This window comes from Mesorhizobium sp. WSM4819 (genome assembly GCF_055811215.1).
The window spans coordinates 13,079-31,493 of the sequence record NZ_JBVVQO010000050.1 but is presented as its reverse complement, the minus strand read 5'-3'; the positions used below and the strand labels follow the sequence as shown (position 1 = coordinate 31,493).

Below are 18,415 nucleotides of genomic sequence, written 5' to 3'. Positions count from 1 at the left end.
ATGGAATCGTTTCACTTGTTTCCGACAAGTGACCGCTGCGGCTCACTGATCACCTGATTTTGGTGACCAACGTCGCGACTCTCGCGCCAATATCGTACCGTGGCACGTTTTGGGGCCACTATCATACGCCTTTGGAGCCATTACAAGCCACTTCCGAGGGGAGATATAGTGTAGCTTCTTGGGCTTGCCAAATAACCGGATTGGAAAGATAGAAAATGACACAGCTCTTACCTGTTCTTCCAACTGTCGACGAGCATCATGTAGATCGACGTCTGTATCCGCATGGAGTTGCGTTCATGGACGGGCAATATCTGCCGATGTCCCAGGCCAAGATCTCCGTGCTGGATTGGGGCTTCCTTCACTCCGACGCCACTTATGACACGGTGCACGTTTGGAATGGTCGGTTCTTCCGCTTGGATCTTCACCTTGATCGTTTCTTCAGGGGCTTGAAACAGCTGCGAATGAAGCTACCCTATGATCGTGAGAAAATCGCATCGATCCTCAACAATTGCGTCGCTCTGTCGGGGCACAAGTCGGCATACGTAGAAATGATCTGCACGCGCGGTTCATCGCCGACTTTCAGCCGCGATCCCCGCCAGGCGGACAACTGCTTCATGGCGTTTGCTGTCCCTTTTGGGTCGGTTGCCAACAAGGAACAGCTGGAAAGAGGCCTGCACGTCGCAATCAGCGAAATGGTGCGCATCCCGCCCAAATCGGTCGATCCCACGATCAAGAACTATCATTGGCTCGATCTCGTTAAAGGCCTTTTCGACGCCTACGATATGGGAGCGGAAACAGCGTTGATCTTAGATACGAACGGGCACATTGCGGAAGGGCCCGGTTTCAATGTATTCCTTGTAAAGAATGGATTTCTTAGGACGCCCGCTTTTGGGGTGCTGCCGGGCATTACGCGCCTGACTGTTTTCGATCTCTGCGCCGAGATTGGACTGTCGGCCACGGCTGGTGATATTAGCCGTGCTGAGATCAAAGCGGCGGACGAGGTGTTCATCACCTCGACTGCTGGGGGCATTATGCCCGTAACGCGCCTGGACGAAGGCACGATCGGAAATGGGCAAGTCGGACCCATCACCCGCTGGCTTATGGATCTCTACTGGCACAAGCACGATGATCCGGCATGGTCGACTGCTGTTATCTACCCGTAATCGGAATGAGCCATGCGACAGCAACTTGGCGAGCTGTGCGACGATCCATGCAAACTCCCGAAAATCGAGAGCACCCTTTGGCAGGCGTCGCTTCGCATTAGTGAGACAACCTTACACACCGACCTCCTCGGCTCACCACTTGGCTGAAGCGAACACGGGATTCATATGGTGCGACGACTTTCTCCGCGTCGAGCGCACACTACACAGAAGGCGTCGGCACTCATCGACAGACGGGGGCATAGCGAGGGCCGTCCACAAATGCGTGTCAACGCCCCTGGCCGCAGGTGGCCAGTTCGGGATCGCGCTTGATGGCGAGCCCATTCTGATCCGCCGCATTGCCGAACTGGGCCGGGCTCGGATTATCCGACGTCGATATGGGGCCAAATGGCGTCGAAATTTGTAGCCTGTAGGAGGACCGTCACCTGCGTGAGCATTCGCTGGGTATCCAAGAGAATTTACCACCGCCGTAGGTCGAGATCACCAAGCCAACAGGCGGGGTCAGAAAAGTCAGCTGCGTTACGTGGTCAATAGTCAGCTGGGGCCGCCCGAGCGCTCCGCCTATCAGGTGATAAAGGAGTCCATCAGGAGGGCGCAGCCGTGAGGGTCCCCTTGTCCCGATCAACCTGAATGTAGATTGGATCGGGCGTCTCCTGAGCATCGCAACCCTGCGAAATTCATTGAGACGCTCCGTGCCACACAGCAGCATCAATACGTTGCACAGATCCTTCAAACAAATTCGCAGAAACTTTGCAACCGCACCCCGCCAACAAATAGTACCTTAACCTCAGGCCTGAGGCTCAGGCAAAAGCTAAAAAGCTGATGTCGATTTACGATTTGACCGCCGTAGGGCACGCAACCTCCGAGTAACAGCCAATGACACGAAGAGCATTTATTCTGATTGAAGGCCAGCCAAGAGGTAACGGCCTGCGATACGTCCAAGCGGCCAAGCGTCTTGGCCTTCATCCAATTACGCTGTCGGCTGATCCAGCTCAGTACGACTATGTTGCGGCGGAAAAAAGTGAGGCAATCCGTGTTGATACGGACGATCTCGACGCGCTGACCCGCGAATGTTGCCAGCTACGTACGACGTATGACATTGCTGGCATCACCGGCTTTGCGGGCGCCGACGAGTGGATCTATGCGACGGTTGGCAAGCTCTGCCGGCACTTCGAGCTACCGGGGCCGAACCCCGCGTCTATTGAAAGATGCTGCGACAAATTCGCTCAACGTCAATTCCTCACCGAGGCCGGCATTCCAATGCCAGCTTATCTCGTGTCAGCGAATGCAGCGGACGTAGAAAGCTCCGCCGCGGAAATCGGCCTCCCGGTGATTGTTAAGCCAGCCGTAGGCAGCGGCAGCAGCGGTGTCCGGCTGTGCCGCACTGTCGATGAGTTAGCGAAACATACGTCGTATCTGTTGGGGGGAAAGCACATATGGCGGTCTTCGCCGAGCATACTGGTCGAAGAATTCGCGCAAGGCCCCTATTATCTCGCCCACATAATGGGAAATGAGGTTATTGGGATTGAAGCCGGCGACCTGGGACCTCTACCACATTTTGTATTTCGTGAGAGCAGCTTTCCGGCCCAGCTGACTGATGACCAGCATGAGCATGTCGTTGACGTTTCGCTGAACTGTCTGCAAGCTCTCGGCCTTGGCTGGGGGCCAACTAACGTTGAGTTCCGGTGGACGGAACGTGGCCCAGTCGTCATCGAAGTCAACCCGCGTCTTGCTGGTACGATCAGCCCCCAACTGGTTCAGCTGGCGTACGGTGTCGATCTCATCACCGAACACGTGAAGCTTGCAATCGGTGAGGAACCCAGTTTGCGTAGAAGGAATTCGCTGACCGCCGGCGCGCGGTTCCTGATTGCTGATCGCGACGGCATTCTCGAATGGAGCGGTGACGAAAGTCGAGCAGCTGCTTTACCAGGCGTCGCCGAGGTCAAGTTCTATGTTGGATCCAAAACGCCAATCGTCAGGAACGGCGATTACCGGGACTGGCTCGGACATGTCATCGCCGCATCACCAAGCGTCCCTCGGACCGAGGCGATACTTCAGCGAACGGTAGACTTGATCGATTATTCAATCACACCGTTTCGATAGTTGGCGAATAGGAACTAGCTGCAACTTCTCCCTCTACGCGCTTGCGCAGGTTACGCCATGTACGAGATGAATCGTCGTCGAACATTCTTGCAGATGAGCATGAGAGAGGCAGCGGATCGGTCACAAGAAGCAACTTCGCTTAGGTGGTCGTAATTCCGAAGGCTATGTTGCCGGGACTGTCAGGAATTCTGCGCGCGAGGCCGGTTCCGTCATTGGCTAACGAACCTTTCGCCGGAAACGACGGCGAACCGGGTCCTGCCTCGAACCATTCGCGCGGCGGTCGTTCTTCCATTCCCGGCCGCATGTTCAAAAGAAGATTTGGCAGCTTCATAGGAAGATAGGAAGCGGCATTCCGGACTGTCTTTCGGGAGTGGTCGCGATCTTTGAGGTTGCCGATCCTGAATTAGGATCGGAGATCGGCTTGTGTTTGGATTTGACCTTACGCTTGACCCGGAGCGGCAGCCTCGGCGTTTCGAGGTGATCAACGGTGCCGGCAGTCGGCGTCACTGGTCGTTGGATGACAAAGCGCGGATCATCGCGGCGACGCTGGAGCCGAACGCAATCATTTCCGACGTCGCCGGTCGGTATGGCGTTAGGCCGCAGCAGGTCTTCGCCTGGCGCCGCGAAGCGCGCAAACAGGCCGCTTCGGTGCACAAGATTCTCCTGCCGTTGTGTCGGCGGCTGTGGCGGCGGCGAAACCTGTAGCCGAAGCAGCGGAAACGGGTCACCGAGCTGCCGGCATGATCGAGCTTGAGATTGACGGGATCGCGCTTCACACAGGGCGCCGATACAACGACAGTGGCCGCTGTAATCCGCGAACGCGACGTCATGATCGGGCCGACTAGTGCGGTCAAGGTCATGGTGGAGACGAAGCCAGTAGACTTCCGCAATGTGGAGCGCCGAATTATGCGGAGTCCGCGGAGGCAATTCCTTGTCGCTCGCGGTATTTGAGGAGCGACTACTCTAACATAATCTGCCTATCGGCTGACGGACTTCAGCATGGCTAGCAGCTTGTCGGGAGCGCGGAAGCGACCCGGCTTGAGCGACGGCGGCACCATCGCGGCAAGCGCCTCGAGCTTCTCGGTCGGGATCGGCCCGCAGATAGATTTCCGTGCTTTGGAGGCTGGCGTGACCGAGCCAGAGCGAGACTTTGCGGACATCCCGGGTCGCCTGTAGCGTGTGCATGGCACAGGTGTGCCGCAAGACGTGGGAGTAACGCGCTTGTCGGCGACGGAAGGTTGCATCCGCGCCGCGATGGCGACGTGCAACCAAAACTGTGATCCGGGCGGGGTATGGGTTGATGCAGGCATCAGTCGCGGATGACCCGCGCTGAACGTGAAGCGAACGAACTCACCGACGATCAGGTACCAGCGCACGCAAAGCCTTCAAGATGCCGTCCATTGAACGTCGCAGCTACCGAAATCGCTGGGGCGCTCCATGCCGCGCCGCTGGCAATCAGACGGTGCAACGAAACCCACAAGTAATTTCACAGAACCTTTGCGACCACAAATCGCTGATGCTGATACGTTCGCCCCAAGTCTAAGCTAGGCCCAGGCACACCTAGGTAATGAAAATATCCCAACTGAAACGCGAGCCGTACTGCGATGATCCGAATTCGTCTCATAGCAGGAAAATCGCACTCCAATGCCCCGGACGAGGAAGTGTTATGTCGATCCAAAATTCTATCCACCCACTAGGAAGCGCGGCGTGCACCTCGACTACAGAACTTCTCGAAGCGGCGGCCGATGAATTTTGGAGGCCATACACGGACCACCAGACGTTCGATGGCGCAGATCCGGCTGAGGTTATCATCGAGGACCGGGAGCGGCCAAGGATGCATTCTAGCGACGCTCTTTGTTGCGGCACCTTCGGCGAGTTGCTGCAAGGCCAGCTGCCGGCCGACTCCGCTCCTCAGGACGCTCATTTCTTGATCACGATGCCCATCGCGCTTTTTGCGCGTGCCCATTTCATGCCGCTTCCTGGCACGCGATCTGTAACTGTTTATCCGTGCCATAAAATCAAAGCTAAACGGCTAGCGGAAAATCTCGTGAATGCGCTCGGCACCTCAGGAGGAATCCTCTTTTTACAATCTGAACTTTCCGAAGGCAAAGGGCTGGCGAGTTCGTCTGCAGATCTTGTCGCGGCTGCTCGGTCAATCGCCTGCTGCTTCAAGCGTAGAGTCCGGACATCATTGATCGAGAAGTTAATGGCGGAGGTCGAGCCATCCGACGGGGTGATGTACCCAGGAGTGGTCGCATATCAGCAGCGAGCATGTAACCTTCTCTCCTTCCTTGGACAAATGCCGCCGCTTGCAATCATAGGTGTCGATGAAGGAGGTACGGTCGAAACCATCGACTATGATCAACGGCGAGGTGAAATATCTGCCAGTCACAAAGCAGAATATCACCAATTACTCGACCGCGCACGGATAGCAATACCACAGGGTGACGCGACCATGATAGGCAGAATAGCTACAGCCAGCGCCCTCCTGCATCAGGAGCGGGCTCCAAAGAGGCATCTGAACTCGATGCTGAAAGTCTCCGAAGCCAATGACGCTCTCGGCGTCATAGTCGCACACAGCGGCACAATGATTGGAATCCTGCTCGATCGAATGGCGACCGATTTTCCACAAAAGCTTCGGTCCGTGCTCTCCCATATGTCGCCATTCGACAACTCTCCAAGAATATATCTGACCATGACTGGCGGTCGGTGAGGTGGGCGGAATGGACTCTTCCCGAAAACGCCTGCCATTCACCAGCTATTCTGATGCGTATGCTCTTCCTAGCATTATTAGGTGTGAGACCAACCTTTATCTTGCGCAGTTCGCATTCATGAAGCTTCTCCCAGCGAGATACATCATGGAGCAAGCATTGGCTCGAGGGACCTTGTTGCACGGCATGAAAGTTCTCGAGACCTCGAGCGGAACCTTCGCGCTGGGTTTGGCCGTAGTTTGCCGGGAAGGTGGATTCCAGCTCGAAATCTTCACAGACCCAGTGATGGACAAAGGCCTGGAAAACAGGTTGAAATCCTTGGGGGCCGAGGTCTTCATAATCACCGAAAAAGCGAAGCAGGGTGGCTATCAAAGAAGTCGCCTCGACGCATTGCGGGCCAAAATGAGACAGTTGGGACACTCCTGTTTCTGGCCCAGGCAATACGAAACAACAGACAACCCCGCGGCCTACAAGCCCTTCGCCGATCAGATCACGGCGATGTTGGGCGCCGACGTAACGTTGGTCGGTTCTGTGGGGTCAGGCGGCTCTACTTGCGGAACGGTAGAGCGCCTCCGCCAAAAAGCCCCTAGCGCGCGACTGATTGGAGTGGATACCTTCAATAGCGTCATTTTTGGCCAACAGGATGGCGAACGGAAACTGCGAGGACTGGGGAATAGTCTTATCCCAAAGAACGTGAAGCATGAACTATATGACGAGGTGCATCTCATCTCGGCTCCGCTAGCGTTTACTGCAACGCGAACTCTCCACGAACGGCACGCGGTTTTCGCCGGTCCGACCTCCGGAGCGAGCTATATCGTGGGGCGCTGGCGGGCTCGGCAATATCCAGAAGAGACAGTAGTCGTCATATGTCCTGATGAAGGACACCGCTACGTCGAAGCTGTTTACGACCATAACTGGCTCAAGCAGAACGCATGTCTAAATGAAAGCGTTCTGCTGGATGCGCCGGCAACCGAAAATCACCCCTCGACCGCCCTCCCACCATGGAACCGATACGTTTGGGAGCGGAAAAGCCGGGAAGCTGTCCTGAGCCTTTTGGAGCAAGTTTCATGAACCGAGGTAGCTTCCTTTTCGTAGAGAGCAACACGACGGGCACTGGCGAACTATTGATGAAGCGGGCCCGAGTCCTAGGCTTTGAACCGTATCTCGTGACGCGCAATCCTGCGCGCTACCCATTTCTTAGGGACTCTGTCGCTCAAGTGATCGAAGCTGAAACGAATAGTCCAGACGAACTCGTCGGCGTCGCGTCTAAATTAGCAAGCCTGGCGGCAATATACTCGTCATCGGATTACTTTGTGGAAGCAGCATCAAGTGCTGCGACGGCGATGAGGCTACCGACGGCCAATCCGGACGCTATAGCCATATGCCGCAACAAATGGCTGCAAGCGGCCGAGTTGCAGCGAGCATCGGTTGCAATCCCTGAAACTCGGCTGGCCACTTCCATCAAAGACGTGGACGATATTCTTGCGCACGCTACTCTGCCTCTCGTCGTGAAGCCGGTCTCGGGAAGCGGTAGTAGCGGGGTGAGGTTGTGCGATAGTGCTGCGTCTACCATTCAGGCGTTTGAGGGTGCAAAGGACGTACTGCTGGATCAAGTGGATTTGCGCAGTCCCGACGTCCTCATTCAGCAATATATAAAGGGCAAAGAATATTCTGCAGAGATAATCGCTTACGATGGGGCGCTGCATTGCCTTGGAATTATTGCCAAGCACAAAGGCCCCGCTCCATGCTTCGTCGAGGTAGGGCACGACTTCCCAGCCCCGCTTCCGGAGCTGACCCTCAAGGAACTGGCTTGTTTTGCCGCTCGATCGGTCGCGGCACTGGACCTGGCGTTCGGACCCGCGCATGTAGAATTTGTGGTAACGGAGTCCGGACCGGTCATCATCGAGGTCAATCCTAGGCTGGCTGGAGGAATGATTCCAGTGATGCTGTCGCACGCCTTGGGCACGTCAATCCTTGATATGGTGATCAAACTTTACGCGGGAGAATCTTTCACGCCTCCGCAAGCGAGCCCAAGGGCGGGAGCCATCCGCTTCCGACTTGCTAACTCACCCGGAAAGCTCAAAAAAATGGGCTTTTCTCGTAATCCAGAGTCTACGGTGCCTGAAGCGGGCCTTCTGAAATCTGAGGGGGAGGAAATTCAAATAAACGGCGACTTTCGGGACCGGGTAGCTTACGCCATAGGGGTCGCTGATGAACTCGATGTCGCGGCCGCGGCAGCTGAGCGGATGATCGAGTCTCTTGCGATTGATTGTGAGGCGGCTACTGGAGAGTCGGAGGACAAACAAGTTGCTGGCTCAAGCCAGGCCAGGTGGAACCTTCATCCCGAAGCGATGAAGTTGCTCGCCCCTCCAATAGAAATTTTGCGCGACGGTTGCCTCCTCCAGTACCAAGCGGCCATAGACGAAGCACACCTAGTGATGCTCGCCGACCAGGGCTTAGTTAGCCAGCCAGTCGCTGCCGATCTCCTCAAGCATATCGTGAATCTCCAGGACGAGGGATTTCAGTCTTTGGAGGGCCGCGATGCACCGCGTGGCCTCTATCTCGCCTATGAGGCAGAACTCGTTACCAGAGCTGGCCCGGAAAAGGCCGGCTGGCTGCACCTTGCGCGGTCCCGCAACGACTTGAACGCGACTATTTCTCTCTTGGGTCTTCGGGAAGCCGCGTGTGCAATTTCACGCGAAGTGGGGCTTTTACAGGATGCCCTGCTTCAGCGAACGGGGGAGGCGTCGAGATTTGTGGCTCCGTTGTACAGTCAGTACCAGATCGCACTTCCTGGGTCGCCAGGGCACTACCTGCTCAGCGTTTTCTTCGCTCTGGGGCGGGAGCGCCACCGCCTCCATAGCCTACTAAAGGACATTAGGAATTGCCCGATGGGAGCTGGTGCCGGCGGAGGCACCAGCGTCCCAATAGATCCCCTGAAGACCGCAAAGCTTCTGGGATTCGAATTGCCGTCATTCAACTCACTTGATGCGGTTGCAAGCCGTGACCATCACCTGCAAGGCCTCTCAGCCTTCGCTGGCGTATCAATCTTGCTCAGTCGCGTGGCCCAGGATCTGCAGGTTTGGACGACGCGGGAGTTCGCTCTCATCGACATTCCAAACAATCTTGCTGGGGGCTCTTCCATGTTGCCGCAAAAGAAGAACCCGTTCCTCCTTGAACACATCAAGGGGGCGGCAAGCACCGTCATCGGCGCATATGTTTCTGCCGCAACGGCTACCTGCAAGTCGCCCTTCAGCAACTCGATCGAGACAAGCAATTACGGCTGCTCGCCGCTAGGCGTTGCGCAAGATGCCCTAAATCGGGCCACAACCCTCACGACGCTCATGGTGACGTTCATGTCTTTCAACGTAACGTCGATGCGTGAGAACCTGGAAGACGGCTCATCGATGACCATCGTCGCCGCCGAACGGATGGCGTCGCGAGGCGTTCCTTTCAGGGAGGCCCACACTATAGTTAGCGAAATGACGGAGCGGTTGTCTCAGCATGGCTGCGCCGCGGAGCGCCGACGCGAGCTGGTTAGCCACCTCGCTGATGTGTTGCCCGAGAGCCCCGAAGAGTGCAGGGATGCTCTGCAGTTCGGAGGAGGGCCTGCTATAAGATCAACCGACCACCAGCTTTCCGTAGCAACAACACTTTTCCGGGACATGCAGCTGAGCTGCGAGGACATCCGGGAGCGCTACGCGCGCGCCGAGATGAACCGCAAACAGAGGGTGAAGGAACTCGTCGACGGGCACCAAACAATCTGAAGGGTAGAGATATGGACAACATCCACTGATACTGTCGCGTCGATTCTGCAATGAACGCATTGAGGGCTGCAGGCGGGCACTTCTTTCAATTCCCCCACGTTTGCTCGGTCTGCCCGAGCGAATCCATCTATCACTCAGATGGGTGTTTGCCGCGATCAGCCGCCAGAAAGGTCTGCCGATTGTGACCTGCCACTGAATTTTCATCCGGCTGCAGTTAGAGCCTCGGCGGGTTTTAGGCCGTGTGGCGCGGGTTGAGCAACGGGCGATCGGCGGAGCTGGTCGGGGTTGCGCAGCCGATCGTCCGTTGCGGTGAGATTGGCGGCATAGGCCGCAGGCGTGATGTATCCGAGCGCCGAAGGTGGGCGCGATCGGTTGTAGTCGTCTGCCCATTCGGCGATGGTTGTTCGGGCATGGTCGAGGCCGAGGAACAGGGTTTCGTTCAGCAACTCGTCCCGCATCCGCCCGTTGAAGCTTTCGCAGAAGCCGTTCTGCATCGGCTTGCCCGGCGCGATGAAGTGCCATTCCACCTGATGATCCTTCGACCAGGCGAGGATCGCGTTCGAGGTGAACTCGGTGCCGTGGTCAGATACGATCATGCCCGGCTTGCCGCGCCGGGCGATCAGTTCCGTCAGTTCACGTGCCACCCGGCGGCCGGAGATCGAGGTGTCCGGGATCGCAGCCAAACATTCGCGCGTCACGTCGTCGACGATGTTCCGCACCCGGAACCGCCGCCCGCAGGCGAACTGGTCATGGACGAAGTCCAGCGACCAGCGCGCGTTCGGCTTCGCCTCAACCAGGATCGGCGCCCGCGTGCCGACCGCTCGTCGCCGTGCTGACTGACGCCCAATGGGCGAAGATGGAACCGCATTGCGGCCCCTAAAGCTATACCGTCACCCGCGGCTCGAATTTGACACGGTCAAGCGCGATCATGCTCTTAAACTTTCGGACATTGGGGTTAGTGTAGAGTTTCGTCTTGACGAAGACGTCAAAGGACTCGACGTTCTCAACGGCAACGATCAGTACAAAATCCGCGTCGCCCGTAACCATGTAGCACTGGGTAACTTCCTTAGCTGCGCGCATCGCGCGCTTGAAATCATCGACAAGGTCCAGACGTTCACGGTCAAGCTCCACGGTCACGACAACCGTAAGCGATTTGCCAAGAGCCTTCGGGTCCACGAGCGAAATATCCGCAATGATTACCCCATCCACACGCAACTTGTTCACTCGGCGCATGCATGAGGCGGCCGACGAGCCGACAAGCTTCGCGAGCTCGGCAAAGGAGAGCCGATTGTTCCTCTGTAGCGCTGTAAGAATCCTTCGGTCTAGATCATCCATCGTGCGATGCCGGCCATATTTGGTTAATAATCACACTAAATTTAACATCGCACAGATATTTGCAACGTTTATTGCAATTCCTCCCACAAATTGAAACAGCGTGGGCTCAGTGGTTTCACACATGGCCGAAACACGTCTCCTTCTGAATTAAACTCCTATCGGCCGAAGTCCGTCTATACGCTGACAGTTCACCGCTTCTCTGATACGCATTCCAGCAGATGTAAGCCTGCTCCGGCTTCCAAAGTCTAGTGTGGGCTCGCGGACGATGGTCTGACTCGGCCACGAACCGACACTGATCCAGGCAGGTTATGCCATTGCAGAAGTCGACCTGCGGCAAACAACCATCGAAAATGGGCGACACGACATCCGCCGGTTGCTCTTCATCAGAGCCATGGCCGTTGTCCGATGGGGATTCCGGTCGTGGCTGGGCCTCACAACTGACGCGCCTGCTCGCAGCCATCGGGCCTGATGGCACTTCGAATGCGGTGCTCAGGCGGCCAATGCCCTCAGGTTCTCCTTCTTGTGCTCGCGCAGATGATCCATGTTGAGGTAGCGGGTCGCCTCGAGCCAGTTCTCGTGGATCTCCACCGCCAATGCCCGAACCAGCCGCAAACAGCTCTGCGGGCTGGGGAAGATGCGAACGACCAGGGTGCGCCGCTTGATCTCCTGGTTCAGCCGCTCCAGCATGTTCGTCGACTTCATGTGCTTGTGATGCGGCAGCGGCAGCCGATAGAAGCTCAGCGTCTCCTCGATGTTGTTCTCCACCCAATCCACCAGCTTCGGGTATTTGGCCTGCCATTTGGCGATCCACTGCGCCAGGTCGCGCTTGACCTCGGCTAGGTCGCGCCGGTCATTGCCAACCCGCGTCACAAGCTTGCGTTCGTAATAGCCGGACCGGTAACCAACCCGCTCCGTCGTCCGGATCGTCTACGCCCGCGCGCCGCGCACGGACGGATGGAGCGCTCGACCATGTTGCTGTCGATCTCGATGCGGCCACCGAGAGGCCTTCCCAACGCGAGAGCGTGTAGCGGATCGCCCTCGGCGAGCTTGGTTCTCTGGCTGATCAAGCCGAGCTTTTCGTGCAGCCAGGTTCGAGATCGGCAATGATAACGCGGCTATTTTCCTGACGCATCACACGGCGCTCCTCGGCCGATCGGCCGCGGATGCCGTCCTCGATATTATAGAGCTCGGCGATCCGTCTCAGCGCCTCACTGGTGATCGGCGCGGGACCGGCTGCCAGTTCATAGAAGCGTCGGCGCACGTGTGCCCAGCAGAAGGCGAGCGTGACACCGCTCTTTTCAGCCAGCACGCGATAGCCGCCATAGCCGTCGACCTGAAGGATTCCGGTGAAGCCAGCGAGATGGGCGATTGGACGCTCGGCCTTGCGGTCGGGCGCATAGAACATAGGCGACGCGCGGCGGATCGCCGCCATTCCATGGTCTGTCATCGCGGGCATAGGCCCAGAGTTGGCCTGTCTTCGTCTTGCTGCGGCCCGGATCGAGCACCGGCGCGGTCGTCTCGTCGGCGAAGAGTTTTGGCGAGGACTTCAGCTTGACAAGCAGCCGCTCGTGCACCGGACGCAGGTGCCAGGCGGCGCGGCCGACCCAGTCGGCGAGCGTGGACCGGTCGAGATTGATGCCCTGCCGGGCGTAGATCTGCGCCAAGGTGGTCCGGAAACACAGCTCTGATGTCCGCTGTCAAGGTTTGGAACGTGAGGGTCCGGCCGATCGAGAGGTCGGCTGTTCATTCTGATGATCGCGCATGAATGGAGGCGGAACTGAAGGACGTCGGTGATCAAGCTCTGATGCGCGGATTGGTTACCGTATTCCCGATTGTGCGTCCGGGGCTGTTCCTATCTTACTGCGGGCGTCGGTCGGTCGATTTGCCGGCCACAAAGCGTCTGACGGGCATTCCCCTGCCGTGGTCCCGCCCCCGTCCATGAGCGAAGGATGTGTGTCGCATGCATCGACTAGATCAGGTTGCGTGGCTCCCTGGCAACAGCCCGCATGAAGCCGACCAGTTCGCGGGCCATCGCAGCCACAAGCATCAGAAGGAGAAGCGCAGCATGAAACAGTATTTCGGATTGGACCTCGCGGTAAAAGAGACCGCGATTGCATCGTCGACGAAACCGGCAAGATCTGCCGGGAGATGAAAGTGGGAGCCATCCCGAGCATCTTGTACGGGTGCTCTCGGATCCTGCCTGGACCTTTGAGGATCGGGCTTGAAGCCGGGCCATTGTCGCAATGGCTGTTCAGCGGCCTGGCCCAAGCCGGCCTGCCGGTGGTGTGCATCGAACCCCGCCACATTAAGGCCTTCCTGGAGGCGCAGCCGAACAAATCCGACCGCATTGACGCCCGAGGCATTGCCCAGATGATGCGGGTCAACCTGTTTCGCCCGGCCCATGTCAAGACGCTGACGAGCCAAAAGCGCCGGGCCCTGCTGATGGCGCAAACTCTTGCAGGATAAGCCGACCGCCATCGAAAACGACATCCGCGGGCTGTTGCGCAACTTCGGTCTCAAGGTTGGGATGGTCGGCGCCGTCAAGTTTGAGGAGCGGATCCGCGAGCTCACCGAAGGGATGCCCGATCTGGCCGAAATCGTCGAACCGCTGCTCGAGGCGCGCAGCAAGCTGCGCGAGACGTTTGCCGCGCTCCACCGCAAACTTCTGGCCATCGTCCGCGATGATGCGGTCTGCCGGCGGCTTACGACGATACCGGGCGTCGGTCCGGTGGTGGCGCTGGCCTATAGCCGCGCAGGGCAAGGATTGCAGATGCGTCGCTTGTTTGAGCTTATATTCCTGGAACGAAGGTGACAGGATCAACACGGAACGCCGAGCTGCGGCAACTCGTGGACGGATCCTCAATATCGCTGTACGAGCTCTCAAGGGTTGGCATGGCCGGACCACTTCCCGCCGGTTCGACTGTTCAACGCCTCTTGTTGCCTGGTGAGACAATGGGCTGTGGAGGCCATCAGCTCCCACGGTCAGCGGCATGGTTCTTCTGCCGCTTCCCGCCCATATGGCCGCCGGCGCACGCTTCCATGACATCCGCGCAGGTCGGCTGAGCGTAAGCGGTGTTCTCAGGCCACGGCCTTGAGCTCGGGCACACTCGGGCTCACGCCGCTATATGCGTCGGCCCTTTGCAAGAGGGCCAACCGCCCAACCTGGTATGGCTGACGCTGGTCAGGGAAGGCCGAGGCCAAAACACCGGGTATGGGCGACACTGAGGATGCGATTGATCAAGCTTGAAAAGCTGTGTCCAGCGGCGGTTGCGGCGATGACATAACTGGAGTGCATGCTGAGCGACGGCATCGAGTTTATCTCAAGGACAAATGGCTGGCCGGAGCGATCGATCCGGAAATCGACCCGGGCATAGTCCCGGCAATGACAGGCACGGAAGGTCGCGACCGAAATCTCCCGTAACATCGTCTCAAGCCCGCGCTCGATTTGCGGCGGGCAGATCTTCGGCACCGCTGCGGCCGCCACGTATTTCGCATCCCAATTCATAAGACGCGTTTCGCGGTCGCCGAAGTCCTGCTCCACCGGAGGCAATACTTCGAGATCCTCGTTTCCGAGCAGCGCAACACAGATTTCCCGCCCCTCGACATATTCCTCAACCAGCGCATCTTGCGCATAGTGCGTGACGACCACTTCCACGACCTCCCTCAACTTAGAATGTTCATGTACGAGCTGCAATCCGAGGCTGCAGCCTTCGTGGCGCGGCTTCACTATCACTGGGAAGCGCAGGTCGCCGGCACTTTCGGTGCCGCGACGCATCACACGATAGTTGGGCGTCGGCACACCCTGATCGCGGATGAGCATTTTGGTAATGACTTTGTCGCACGTCAGCCCAAACCCGAGCGGGCTACATCCAGTGTATGGAACACCGGCCATCTCAAGCATGGCAGGAACGTGGGTCTCCCGCTTTTCCCCCTGAATTCCATCAGCCAAGTTAAAAACCATTCCCGAGGGACGGGCTTGCGTATTGGGTGGCATGAAACTCTCGAGCGTGGCGAGCAGCCCTTTATCTCCTTCACACACTAGCGTCTCGTGGCCGCCGTCTTGAAGTGCCGCCACTACGTTTTCTAACGTGCCCTGCTGCGGCCAACCCTGCGCCGGCTGCGGACAAGGCTGACCGAACCGATTAATTACACCATTAAAATCGCTGTTCGTCACGATGGCTACTCGCATGAGTTACTCCTTTGGTGTTTGTCTGCTGTCACGTTCATTCGCTCTGATCTTGACGCTTGGAGCGGGAAGGTCGTCACGATCGCCTGATGGCGATGCCCGACGGAAGCAGCTGCGGCCTTTTGTTCCACTGGGAACTGACATGGCCAGCATCCTTCGGCCAAATCGCCCAATCCAGCAGGCACCTTCGAGATGCAGCCGAGAAAAGACCTTTCCGTTTCGGGATTCCTGTTTTGATGGCCATCGGGTGCAAGGTCGAGGATCTCACTCTTTCCGGTGTAAGGGGGCATGATGTATTTGAATGTTTTGTGCCGCTTAGACGTTGGTTGATGCCGCGAGGAATCTCTATTCCGGGGCGCAGCGCACCTGGAATGCGATGCGCATTTCACCGGCCCTGCCCTGAAAGGGTACGTCGAAACGCTTGGGCTCTAGGGGACTTTTTTGTGCCGAATGAAAATGCGACTTCGGCAGCAGACCATCAAGAATTTTGGCGCGCCTTGCGGGGCTTGGCACGAACGGGTCGCCTGATAGTAGAGCGTTCGTAATCTCAGGATGGTAACCAAGATAGCGCGCACTTCGGGAGAAATCAGTTGCAACCGGAACCAGTACTCCGACTGAAGCTGCAGGACCTTGCGCGCCATCCATCGTCATTGCCAAGCCTCGATGCCGCCCGACAGTGGGGCAAGCAACCAAAGCCGCTTCTGGGCTAAAGACAGCGGCACCCGCGCCGAACGGGGGAAAGCTTCGATCGGCGGGACAGAACTCAACAGTGCAGCGTCTATCACATTGACTTGCATGGTCTGAGCAAGTTTCATATGGACCTCCTCGGTCCAAGACCGCCAGAGCCGGTTATGTTTATAACGAACCTCCACCGTCTCATGCAATCGGCGGGCCAACGAAGAGATTGCGGGACTAAGAGGGCAGAACCATGTGTTTCGGGCCGCCACCTGGAAGACTCGCGCGTCATTGTGTTAGGTTCCGGACATACGGTTGTGGTGGAATCGAGACACTTTCCCCTGACGAAATGACCCTCGGTTATGAGAGGAGGCATCGATGACGGTTGGGATGTCCGCGATTCCTGCATAGTCGAGAAACGATGCAGTGAGAGGAGATGTACTTCAGCCTGAGGAGATGGCAGCGATGCTGCGGCTGCATGAGCTTGGCTGGGGAGCGAAGCGACTGCCTACGGAATTCGGGTGCGCGCGAGCAGGCGGATATCGCCAGGCAGCCTGCCGTAACATACTTCCAGAGCGCGACGAGGAGTTTGTGGGCGAGGTATCCCGGCATGACCAACGTCAGGCCGTAGAAGACCGCAGCGCAGGCACCGTCCGGTTCAGCACCGGCCACGAGATTCTGGCAGATGCACCTGACGCGAACGTCCTCCATGTCAAGCCGGTCCGGGGATCGGCACAATAGCGGATGAACTTCGCTGCCGCAAACCGATGCACCAAATGCCGCGTCAGCGGGCTTCAATCACTAGGGGGTCAGCCCTCAGAGCTTCTGGTATTACGCGGCACGCCTTGCCGCCCACCTTGCTATTCAATTGTCGAAGTCCAGATCGGCTGGTTAGAGGAACATCCGTGACAAGCGTGGAAGTGGCGTGGGACTTGTCTAAGCACGCGGAAAACGGGTTGAGGAGGTGTGGCGCCTTCCGGCGGCCACACTCGAAATCAGCAAATCGTGTAGGGCAATTCACTACGTCGGTTGTGATCGACTGAAATCTCGCGCCTAAGCGGCGGAATGGCGCGTTGGATGCAATCCATTCTCTCACATACGCGGCATGAAACCCCAATAGGCTCGAATGCAGCGATGTTGGAGAAATCCAGTCGATCTGCGTAGACGAAATCGCTGGCATAGGAAATCTCGCATCCGAGCGCGACCGCGTAGCGTCGATGAGGAGAGCCAAATCCGCCCTCGCCTTTGGCAACTTCGGTGGCGATACTGAGATAACGCACGCCGTCTGGCGTTTCCGCCAGTTGGCAATGGATGCGGCCTGGGGCTTCGAACGCCTGATGGGCGTTCCATAACGGGCACGCTGCGCCGTAGCGGGCAAACTGCAACTTCGCGGCGCTGTGGCGCTTGGTGATGTTGCCAGCTCGGTCGATGCGCGCGAAGAAGACCGGAACGCCCTTCATCCGGGGCCTTTGCAACGTCGAAAGGCGATGCGCGACCTGCTCAAGGCTGGCGCCGAAGCGCATTGCTAGCAGGTGCATGTCGTGCCGAAGTTCCTTTGCCGCGGTCAGGAAAGGACGGTATGGCAACATAAGCGCGCCAGCAAAATAATTCTGGAGGCCGATCCTGCATATCTCTGCCGCCTCGGAGGTCCGGAAGCGCGCTCGCTCCATGATGGCGTCGATCTCCGCCCGGTGCTGCAAGGCGCCGATCTGGAATGCCATCTGGAAACTGCGCGTCGACACAGGCGAGTAAGAGTTCAAGTAGAGCACGCGCGCGGAATCGTCGAAGCGTCTGATCACCCGTTCGCCATTGCTGGCGCGCGCAAGACGAACGTGATGATGCTGCTCCAGGTGATCCGCCAGCCTCGTCCCAACATCTCGATCCGGTATACTCAAGGCTTTCGCCAGATGCTCGGCCGCCCGGTCAAGTTCATCGATGTAGTTGTCCACAAAATGAAAGAAATCCCGCACTTCCTCGTAGGGTGTCGGCTCGGCAAAGGCATTGGTTCGGATCAACTGGTCGTCGAAGCTGGCAAGCTGCTCGCTGTTTCGGCGATATGCCTGATGGCAGGTGATCAGTGCATGAGCGAGCGAAGGGGCGTTTTGGGCAACAAGCTTGAGTTCCTGAAATCCGGCTGAAACTCCGCTGAATACGGGGTCAGCAAGTGCCTCGCTAAGTGCAGAGAGCAGCCGGTCGGCCTCACTGCCGCCGATTGAAGCGATATCCACATGGAATTTCTCGGCCAAGGCAAGAAGCACTGCGGCTGACACCGGTCGTTGATTGTTTTCTATCTGGTTCAGATAGCTGGTCGAGATACTCAGCCGCTCCGCGAATACCGCCTGGGTGGCCTTGCTGGCCTCCCGCAGTTCGCGCACGCGGCGCCCAATGAAAAGTTTGGAGTGAGCCATTTGCAAATTCGCATTTTGCTATTCGCAATTTCATACATTTCGCAATCGCACCCGGTCAATCCTTTTCGGT

Annotated in this window: 12 protein-coding genes and 4 pseudogenes; 7 read left to right on the top strand and 9 right to left on the bottom strand. The window is 57.7% G+C overall.

Annotated features, from left to right (window positions below):
- The first annotated feature begins 215 nt into the window (after positions 1 to 215).
- From AC0L18_RS29630 to AC0L18_RS29620, 3 genes are all read left to right on the top strand, one after another.
- A complete protein-coding gene (locus tag AC0L18_RS29630; protein ID WP_473495332.1) occupies positions 216 to 1,163 on the top strand; it encodes an aminotransferase class IV in 948 nt (315 codons plus the stop codon).
- A gap of 873 nt (positions 1,164 to 2,036) precedes the next feature.
- A complete protein-coding gene (locus tag AC0L18_RS29625) occupies positions 2,037 to 3,263 on the top strand; it encodes an ATP-grasp domain-containing protein (RefSeq protein WP_473495331.1) in 1,227 nt (408 codons plus the stop codon).
- Between the two features lie 477 nt (positions 3,264 to 3,740).
- A complete protein-coding gene (locus AC0L18_RS29620; protein ID WP_473495330.1) occupies positions 3,741 to 3,968 on the top strand; it encodes a transposase in 228 nt (75 codons plus the stop codon).
- Positions 3,969 to 4,226: 258 nt separating this feature from the next.
- Here the strand turns inward: AC0L18_RS29620 and AC0L18_RS29615 are convergent, their stop codons facing one another.
- Positions 4,227 to 4,448: a hypothetical protein gene (locus AC0L18_RS29615; protein ID WP_473495329.1), complete on the bottom strand. Its 222-nt coding sequence runs from the start codon at positions 4,446 to 4,448 to the stop codon at positions 4,227 to 4,229.
- A 481-nt stretch (positions 4,449 to 4,929) separates the two neighbouring features.
- Here AC0L18_RS29615 and AC0L18_RS29610 point away from each other — a divergent pair, with 481 nt between their 5' ends.
- The 3 genes from AC0L18_RS29610 to AC0L18_RS29600 are packed head-to-tail and all read left to right on the top strand — an operon-like array spanning position 4,930 to position 9,741.
- The gene (locus AC0L18_RS29610; RefSeq protein WP_473495328.1) at positions 4,930 to 5,976 is read left to right on the top strand and encodes a GHMP family kinase ATP-binding protein; all 1,047 of its coding nucleotides are present in this window, start codon (positions 4,930 to 4,932) and stop codon (positions 5,974 to 5,976) included.
- 10 nt (positions 5,977 to 5,986) lie between these two features.
- Complete coding sequence (locus tag AC0L18_RS29605) at positions 5,987 to 7,045, top strand: cysteine synthase family protein (protein WP_473495327.1); 1,059 nt, start codon at positions 5,987 to 5,989, stop codon at positions 7,043 to 7,045.
- A complete protein-coding gene (locus AC0L18_RS29600) occupies positions 7,042 to 9,741 on the top strand; it encodes a lyase family protein (protein WP_473495326.1) in 2,700 nt (899 codons plus the stop codon). Before AC0L18_RS29605 ends, AC0L18_RS29600 begins: the two co-directional genes overlap by 4 nt.
- A 200-nt stretch (positions 9,742 to 9,941) precedes the next feature.
- On the opposite strand, the pseudogene AC0L18_RS29595 reads toward AC0L18_RS29600, so the two are convergent.
- The 4 genes and pseudogenes from AC0L18_RS29595 to tnpC all read right to left on the bottom strand — a co-directional run.
- A pseudogene (locus tag AC0L18_RS29595) lies at positions 9,942 to 10,577 on the bottom strand (integrase core domain-containing protein); the annotation flags it as partial.
- A 46-nt stretch (positions 10,578 to 10,623) separates the two neighbouring features.
- A complete protein-coding gene (locus tag AC0L18_RS29590; protein WP_473495325.1) occupies positions 10,624 to 11,076 on the bottom strand; it encodes an Lrp/AsnC family transcriptional regulator in 453 nt (150 codons plus the stop codon).
- A gap of 489 nt (positions 11,077 to 11,565) precedes the next feature.
- Positions 11,566 to 11,928, bottom strand: a pseudogene (locus AC0L18_RS29585) (transposase); the annotation flags it as partial.
- A gap of 89 nt (positions 11,929 to 12,017) precedes the next feature.
- A pseudogene (tnpC, locus tag AC0L18_RS29580) lies at positions 12,018 to 12,737 on the bottom strand (IS66 family transposase); the annotation flags it as partial.
- 404 nt (positions 12,738 to 13,141) lie between these two features.
- Between tnpC and AC0L18_RS29575 the strand changes: the two are divergent.
- Positions 13,142 to 13,822 (top strand): annotated as a pseudogene (locus AC0L18_RS29575) (IS110 family RNA-guided transposase); the annotation flags it as partial.
- A gap of 435 nt (positions 13,823 to 14,257) precedes the next feature.
- Here the strand turns inward: AC0L18_RS29575 and AC0L18_RS29570 are convergent.
- From AC0L18_RS29570 to AC0L18_RS29555, 4 genes are all read right to left on the bottom strand, one after another.
- Complete coding sequence (locus tag AC0L18_RS29570; RefSeq protein ID WP_473495324.1) at positions 14,258 to 15,265, bottom strand: D-alanine--D-alanine ligase family protein; 1,008 nt, start codon at positions 15,263 to 15,265, stop codon at positions 14,258 to 14,260.
- A 342-nt stretch (positions 15,266 to 15,607) separates the two neighbouring features.
- Positions 15,608 to 15,913: a hypothetical protein gene (locus AC0L18_RS29565; RefSeq protein WP_473495323.1), complete on the bottom strand. Its 306-nt coding sequence runs from the start codon at positions 15,911 to 15,913 to the stop codon at positions 15,608 to 15,610.
- Positions 15,910 to 16,077, bottom strand: coding sequence for a hypothetical protein (locus AC0L18_RS29560; protein WP_473495322.1), 168 nt, complete (start codon positions 16,075 to 16,077; stop codon positions 15,910 to 15,912). The genes AC0L18_RS29565 and AC0L18_RS29560 overlap by 4 nt, the downstream gene beginning before the upstream one ends.
- 855 nt (positions 16,078 to 16,932) lie before the next feature.
- The gene (locus tag AC0L18_RS29555; protein ID WP_473495321.1) at positions 16,933 to 18,345 is read right to left on the bottom strand and encodes a helix-turn-helix domain-containing protein; all 1,413 of its coding nucleotides are present in this window, start codon (positions 18,343 to 18,345) and stop codon (positions 16,933 to 16,935) included.
- Positions 18,346 to 18,415: the final 70 nt, after the last annotated feature.

Excerpts from the sequence above, each read along its gene's own strand:
- AC0L18_RS29630 (WP_473495332.1), top strand. The coding sequence starts at position 216 with ATGACACAGCTCTTACCTGTTCTTCCAACTGTCGACGAGCATCATGTA.
- AC0L18_RS29625 (WP_473495331.1), top strand. The coding sequence starts at position 2,037 with ATGACACGAAGAGCATTTATTCTGATTGAAGGCCAGCCAAGAGGTAAC.
- AC0L18_RS29590 (WP_473495325.1), bottom strand. The coding sequence starts at position 11,076 with ATGGATGATCTAGACCGAAGGATTCTTACAGCGCTACAGAGGAACAAT.
- AC0L18_RS29605 (WP_473495327.1), top strand. The coding sequence starts at position 5,987 with ATGGACTCTTCCCGAAAACGCCTGCCATTCACCAGCTATTCTGATGCG.
- AC0L18_RS29615 (WP_473495329.1), bottom strand. The coding sequence starts at position 4,448 with ATGCACACGCTACAGGCGACCCGGGATGTCCGCAAAGTCTCGCTCTGG.
- AC0L18_RS29565 (WP_473495323.1), bottom strand. The coding sequence starts at position 15,913 with ATGACGATGGATGGCGCGCAAGGTCCTGCAGCTTCAGTCGGAGTACTG.
- AC0L18_RS29610 (WP_473495328.1), top strand. The coding sequence starts at position 4,930 with ATGTCGATCCAAAATTCTATCCACCCACTAGGAAGCGCGGCGTGCACC.
- AC0L18_RS29560 (WP_473495322.1), bottom strand. The coding sequence starts at position 16,077 with ATGAAACTTGCTCAGACCATGCAAGTCAATGTGATAGACGCTGCACTG.
- AC0L18_RS29555 (WP_473495321.1), bottom strand. The coding sequence starts at position 18,345 with ATGGCTCACTCCAAACTTTTCATTGGGCGCCGCGTGCGCGAACTGCGG.
- AC0L18_RS29600 (WP_473495326.1), top strand. The coding sequence starts at position 7,042 with ATGAACCGAGGTAGCTTCCTTTTCGTAGAGAGCAACACGACGGGCACT.
- AC0L18_RS29570 (WP_473495324.1), bottom strand. The coding sequence starts at position 15,265 with ATGCGAGTAGCCATCGTGACGAACAGCGATTTTAATGGTGTAATTAAT.